The sequence below is a fragment of the Acidisphaera rubrifaciens HS-AP3 genome (genome assembly GCF_000964365.1).
Taxonomy (GTDB): Bacteria; Pseudomonadota; Alphaproteobacteria; order Acetobacterales; family Acetobacteraceae; genus Acidisphaera; species Acidisphaera rubrifaciens.
In genome coordinates, this window is sequence record NZ_BANB01000346.1 from 1 (window position 1) to 5,880 (window position 5,880).

Below are 5,880 nucleotides of genomic sequence, written 5' to 3' on the forward strand. Positions count from 1 at the left end.
GGCGCGGGCGCGCATCGGCGCGGGCGCCATCGCGTTATAGGCGACCCGCGCGGCGCCGATGCGCCCGCCGGTCAGCGGCAGGTGGGCCGCGATGCTCAGGACGGATATGCCCTTGGGATGCACGCGCGACACCTTGAGGAAGCGGAACGCCTCGGGCTGCGCGGGGCGCGGCACGAGGATCGTGGCGACGAGCGGCACCGGCGTGCGGGCGCGCGCGCCGATCAGCTCATCGAGCGGCACTTCGCGACGGGGATCGCCGGCCAGACGCACCGTCGCATCGAGCGCCAGCAAGGCAGCGGCAAGGTCGCCATACGGCGCGGGGGCGAACAGATTGCCGCCGACCGTCGCCGCCGACCGCACGGCGGGACCGCCGATGAGCCGCGCCGCGCCATGCAGGAACGCCGCCTCGCGGCTGGCAAGCAGCGCGGCCATGGTGACGCCCGCACCGATCTCCAGGCGGCCGCCCGACACCCGCAGGTCCAGCAGCGCGCGGTCGGTGCTGCGGACCAGCGTGGTGATGCCGGTATCACCCTCGTTGAGCGCGCGCATCAGCAGCGTGCCGCCGCCGAAATAGCGCGCGTCGCGCCGCTGGCCGAGGATCGACGCCGCCTCGGCCAGCGTAGCACAGGTGGTGACGCTGACCGTCATGCGTGGCCCTCGACGATCGCGCGTACGGCGGCGAAGCCCGCCTCGTAGACATCCTCGCGCACCATGCGCTCGAGCGCCGCTTCCTCGCCCGGCGGCGTGTCGAAGCGTGATTCCCACTGCCAGAAGGTGCGGTCGCCGTCGGTCACCGGCAGCAGCCGGACATGTGCCACGTAGTTCAGCAGCGGCACCGGCGTCTCCAGCAGGCAATAGCTGAACGCCTGTTCGAGATCGGAGAGCGCCAGAAGCTGCTCGCGCAGTTCCGCCCCGTCGCGCAGACGAAACCGACGGACGCAGCCGATGCGGTCGCTGTCATAGCCGCGCTCGATCCGGCTGGTGGTCACCACCGGGTGCCATTGATCGTGGCCGTTGAAGTCGCGCAGCACCCCCCAGACCCGGTCGGTCGGTGCGGCGATGACGGTGCTGCGCAGGATATGCACCATGCTAGCCGCCGAATTGCCGCTTCAGCGCGTCGAAGCCACCCTGAAACACGCCGCCGCCGATCTGCGCGATCATCTCGGCCTCGCGCTCCGGCGCCACGTCGAACTCCGCCGTCCACTCGATGAAGGTGCGGTCGCCGTCGGTAACCGGGGTCAGCCGCAGCGTCGCCACGTAGTTCGAGACCGGCATCGGCGAGTCGAGGATCGAATACGTGCAGAACAGGTCGTAGTCCGACAGGCCGAGCAGCTTTTCGCGCAGCCGGTCGCCGTTGCGCAGGCGGAAATCGCGTACGCAGCCGATCCGGTCGGACGGATCGCCGCCCTCGATCCGACTCTCGGCGATGGCGGGATGCCAGCCGGGCAGGCCGTTGAAGTCGCGCACCCGTGCCCAGACCCGCGCCGCCGGGGCGTTGAGGACGGTGGAGACGAACACCTTAGCCATCGTCACGCGCCCGTCCGGCCGTCGGGTGGCGCCTCGCCGCCCTCGGGCCGCCCGCGTGCCGCTTCCTTGCCGACACGCTGGAGATCGGCCGCCTCGCGGATCAGGTTGCCCATGCGCGCGATGCTGCCGCCCTCGATGCCGATTTCCTTGAGGATCTGATCGACCAGCGGCGCCTGCATGCGATAGCGCAGCGCGCTGTCGATCACGTCGTCGGTCGGGTTGCGCCCTCCGCCCGCGCCGCCGCCGCCGCCCGTCACGCCGTCGACATGCAGGATGCGTATGCCCTCGATCTTCTCCATCGGCCGCACGCTTTCGCGCACAATGCCCTCGATGCGGTCGAGCAGGCGGCGGCGGAACAGGCCGTGCCGGGCGCCGTCGGTCAGCACGTTCTCCGCCTCGTAGAGAAGGCGTTGCGCGTCGGCCGTGACCTCGGAGCGCACGCGCTCGGCCTGTGCTGCGATCCGCGCCTCCTCGGCGGCCTTTTCGGCCAGCAGTACCTCGACGGTGCGGCGCCGTTGCGCGGCCTCGTTTTCCCGGACGGTCTGCACCCGCTCCTCGGCCGCCGCGGCCGTGGCGCGCGCGCCGGCCGCTTCCGCCTGGGCGGCGGATTGTTCGAGCGACTTGCGTGCGATGGCGACGGCCTTTTCGATGGCCGCCTGCTCTACGTCGCGTTCGCGTTCGATCTCGAGCCGCCGCAGATCCCGCTCCCGGCCCACGCGGGCCTGATCCAGGCCGCGTTCGGTCGCGATCCGCGTGCGCTCGATTTCCTCGCGCGCCGCGATCTCGGCTTCCTGGATCGCCTGCATGCGGGCGATCTCGATCTGTTCGAGGGTGCGCCGCCGATCCAGCCGCGCGGCCTCGAGGATCTGCTCGCGCAGGATGTCGGCCATCTCCGTGTCGCGCCGCAGCTCGATCGCCGATTGCTGCACCTTCTGGTCGGCGATGGCGCGTTCGATATGGGCGGTGGCGAGGGCGGCGATCCGTCGTTCCTCCGCCTCCTCCACGACGCGCTGCCGCTCGATCGCGAGGGTCTCGCGCAGCTGCTGCGAGACGATGCGCTCGCGTTCCAGCAGCAGCTCGACGGCGATGCGCCGCTGTTCCACCGCCTCGCGCCGCTCGAGGTCGGCCGCCTCCAGCGCCCGTTCGCGGGCGATGTCGGCGGTGCGGGTCTGCTGCTCCGCCGTGATGCGCGCGCGCGCGACATCCTCGCGCGCGGCGGTCTCCGCGGTCTCGAGCGCGCGGTCGCGGGCGATCTCGAGGTCGCGCGTCTTCTGTTCGGCGGCGATCCGCTCGGCCGCGACGCGCAGGGCCTCCGCGATGCGGGTGGCGGCCACCGCCTCGCGTGCGGCGATCTCGGCTCGCTCCACCTCGCGGGCACGGTCGATCTCGCGCCTGCGGGTCGCTTCCTCCGCCGCGATGCGCTCGGCGGCGAGGGTCTTCTCCTGCGCGATGCGGGCCGCTTCCGTCGCCTCCTGCGCCGCGATGGCGGCGGCATCCAGCGTGCGGGTGCGTTCGATCCGCGCCTGTTCGGTCTCCCGCTGCCCCGCGATCTCCGCCTGTTCGAGTGCCACGGCGCGGGCGATCTCCATCTCCCGCACGCGCCGGTCAGCGGCGATGCGGTCGGTGCTGATCTCCCGCTGCTGCGTGATGCGCAGCGTCTCGGCGGCCTGGTGGGCCGCGATCTCCGCCTCCTCGATCGCCAGCGTCCGGGCGATTTCGCGCCGCCGCGTCTCCTCCGCCAGCGCGATCCGCGTCTGCTCCGTCGTCTCGCGCGACTCGATGTCGGCCTGTTCGGTGCGTTGGGCGGCGAGGATTTCCTGGCGGCGCGTCTCCTCCTCGCGCTGGATGCGGGCGTCGGCGAGGGCGCGTTCCTGCTCGATGCGTGCCTTCTCCGTCGCCTCGCGCGCGCTGATCGTGGCGGCATCGACGGTGCGGCCGCGCTCGATCTCGCGCCGCTGCGTCTCCTCCTGTTGGGCGATGCGGGCGTGCGTCAGCCCCTGCTCCTGCGCGATGCGGGCGCGCTCCACCGCCTCGAAGCTGGCGATCTCGGCGGCGTCCAGCATCTGGGTGCGCTCGATCTCCTGCCGCCGCACGTCGCGTTCGGCGGCGATGCGCGCCTCGCTGATCGCCTTGTCGTTCAGGATCCGCATCCGCTCGATTTCCTCGCGGGCGGTCGTCTGCGCCTGCTCGGCCTCCGTCTCGCGCAACGCGCGCTCGCGGGCGATCTCGGTCCGCTGCATGACGCGGCGCATCTCGATGTCGCGCTCCTGATCGAGCCGGGCGGTCTCGCTTTCCCGGTCGATCTCCAGCGCCCGCTTCTCGGCCTCCAGATTGCGGGTGCGGATCAGGATCAGGCTGTCCTGCTCGATGTCGTTGCGCAGCTTGCGCCGCGCCTCGATGTCCTCGATCAGGCGGGTCAGGCCTTCCGCGTCGAACCGATTGGACGGGTTGAAATACTGCAGCTCCGTCTGATCCAGGTCGAGGATCGCGACGGTCTCCAGCTCCAGCCCGTTCTGCGCCAATGCCTCCGCCGCGGTGGACTTGACGCGGTTGACGTAATCGCTGCGCTGCTCGTGCATCTCCTCCATGGTCATCGCGGCGGCGACGGCGCGCAGGGCGGACACGAACTTGCCGGCCAGCAGGGCGCGCAGCCGTTCCTGGTCCATGGTGCGGCCGCCGAGCGTGCTCGCGGCGATCGACACGGCCTCCTGCGTCGGCGCGACGCGCACGTAGAAATCGGCTTCGATGTCGATGCGCATGCGGTCGCGGGTGATCACCGCCTCGCCCTTCTCCCGCTTCACGCCCATCTGCAGCACGTTCATGTTGACCGGTGTCACGGCATGGACGAACGGCAGGACGAACGCCCCGCCGTTGATCACCACTCGCTCGCCGAACCAGCCGGTGCGGACGAAGCTGACCTCCTTGGACGATCTGCGATACAGCCGGTTCACGAAGTAGATCACGACGGCGATCACCACGACGGCGATCACCAGCCAAAGAATAAGCGGGCCGATCAGCTGAGCCGACATGCAGGCGCCTCCGGACGCAGACCGAGATGGTTCATAAGGCTGCACCGCGCCGGCTGCGGGTCGCGTGCACTTCCTGGAACGCCGCGACGAGCGCGGCGGCAAAGGCGGGGTCGTTGATATGGGCCGGCACCCGGCGCACGACGCGGCGCGCCGTCGGCACCACGGTCGCCTCGATCGCCTCGAACAGGGCGGCGTCTGCGACGGGATCGTGGAACGGCTGCCCGGGCGCGTCGAGCGCCGACACGCCGCCCTCCGGCATCAGGAACCGCACCGGGCCGGTCATGCGGTTGAGCCGTTCGCCGATCCAGGCGCCGATCGCGGCGCATTCCTCGGGCGTCGTCCGCATCAGCGTGATCTGCGGGTTGTGGGCATACAGAAGCCGCCCCGCATAGCGCGCCGGGACCGTGGAGGGATGGCCGAAATTGACCATATCCAGCGCGCCGCAGGCGCCGACATAGGGCAGGTGCGCGCGCGCGAACACACCGAGGCGGTCCTCGCCCGCCGGCAGGATACCGCCCAACAGCAGGTCGCAGATCTCCGTCGTCGTGACATCGATCACGCCGGCGAGACGCCCCTGCTCGGCCAGCGCCTCCATCGCCTGACCACCGATGCCGGTCGCGTGAAACGTCAGGCACTCGTAGCGATCGGCGAGCTGCGCGGTCACCTGTTGCACACAGGGCGTTGTGACGCCGAACATCGTCAGCCCGATCGCCGGCAGTCCGCCCGTGACGGGGCGGGCGGCCAGCCGTGCGTGGACCATGCCGGCGACGGCGTGGGCGGCGTTGCCCAGGACCTGCCGCGACAGGACGTTGAGCCCCTGCACGTCGGTCACCGCGTGCATGATCGTCATGTCGGACGGGCCGACATAGGCGCGCACGTCGCCCGCGGCCATGGTGCTGACGATCAGCTTCGGCACGCCGAGCGGCAGGGCGCGCAGCCCCGCCGCCGCGATCACCGTGCCGCCCGAACCGCCGGCGGCGATGGCGCCCGCGATGTTGGTCTGACGCCGGACCCAGGCCTCGAACGCCTGCGTCATCGCGGCCACGGCCGTGCCGCGATCGCCGGAGAACACGCCGCCCGGACCGCGCGGATGGAACGCCGCGAGCTGATGCGGCGGTATGTCCGCGCCGGACGGGCCGCCACCGGTCGAGATATCAACGAGACGCGGCCGCAGGCCGGAGCCGCGCAGGATGTCGTGGATGAAGCGCAGCTCCGGCCCCTTGGTATCGAGCGTGCCGACGACGATCACCACCGGCTCGCCCCCGGCCGCAAGCGCGTGCAGCGCCACCGGCGCGACGGCGCCGTGGCCCTCGGGCGCCGCGAC

Annotated in this window: 5 protein-coding genes; all 5 read right to left on the minus strand. The window is 71.4% G+C overall.

Annotated features, from left to right (window positions below):
* The coding region (locus B8460_RS10805; RefSeq protein WP_048861609.1) for an FAD binding domain-containing protein at positions 1–648 on the minus strand (648 nt) is incomplete at its 3' end.
* Positions 645–1,088, minus strand: coding sequence for an SRPBCC family protein (locus B8460_RS10810; protein WP_048861610.1), 444 nt, complete (start codon positions 1,086–1,088; stop codon positions 645–647). The genes B8460_RS10810 and B8460_RS10805, both read right to left, overlap by 4 nt.
* Position 1,089: 1 nt before the next feature.
* Entirely contained in the window at positions 1,090–1,527 is a 438-nt protein-coding gene (locus B8460_RS10815; protein ID WP_048861611.1) for an SRPBCC family protein, read from the minus strand.
* A gap of 2 nt (positions 1,528–1,529) precedes the next feature.
* Positions 1,530–4,556, minus strand: coding sequence for a flotillin family protein (locus B8460_RS10820; RefSeq protein WP_048861612.1), 3,027 nt, complete (start codon positions 4,554–4,556; stop codon positions 1,530–1,532).
* Positions 4,557–4,587: 31 nt separating this feature from the next.
* Positions 4,588–5,844, minus strand: coding sequence for a Tm-1-like ATP-binding domain-containing protein (locus B8460_RS10825; RefSeq protein WP_084623508.1), 1,257 nt, complete (start codon positions 5,842–5,844; stop codon positions 4,588–4,590).
* Positions 5,845–5,880: the final 36 nt, after the last annotated feature.

Bases quoted from the DNA above. Each gene is read 5' to 3' on its own strand.
- B8460_RS10815 (WP_048861611.1), bottom strand. From the start codon at position 1,527: ATGGCTAAGGTGTTCGTCTCCACCGTCCTCAACGCCCCGGCGGCGCGG.
- B8460_RS10820 (WP_048861612.1), bottom strand. From the start codon at position 4,556: ATGTCGGCTCAGCTGATCGGCCCGCTTATTCTTTGGCTGGTGATCGCC.
- B8460_RS10810 (WP_048861610.1), bottom strand. From the start codon at position 1,088: ATGGTGCATATCCTGCGCAGCACCGTCATCGCCGCACCGACCGACCGG.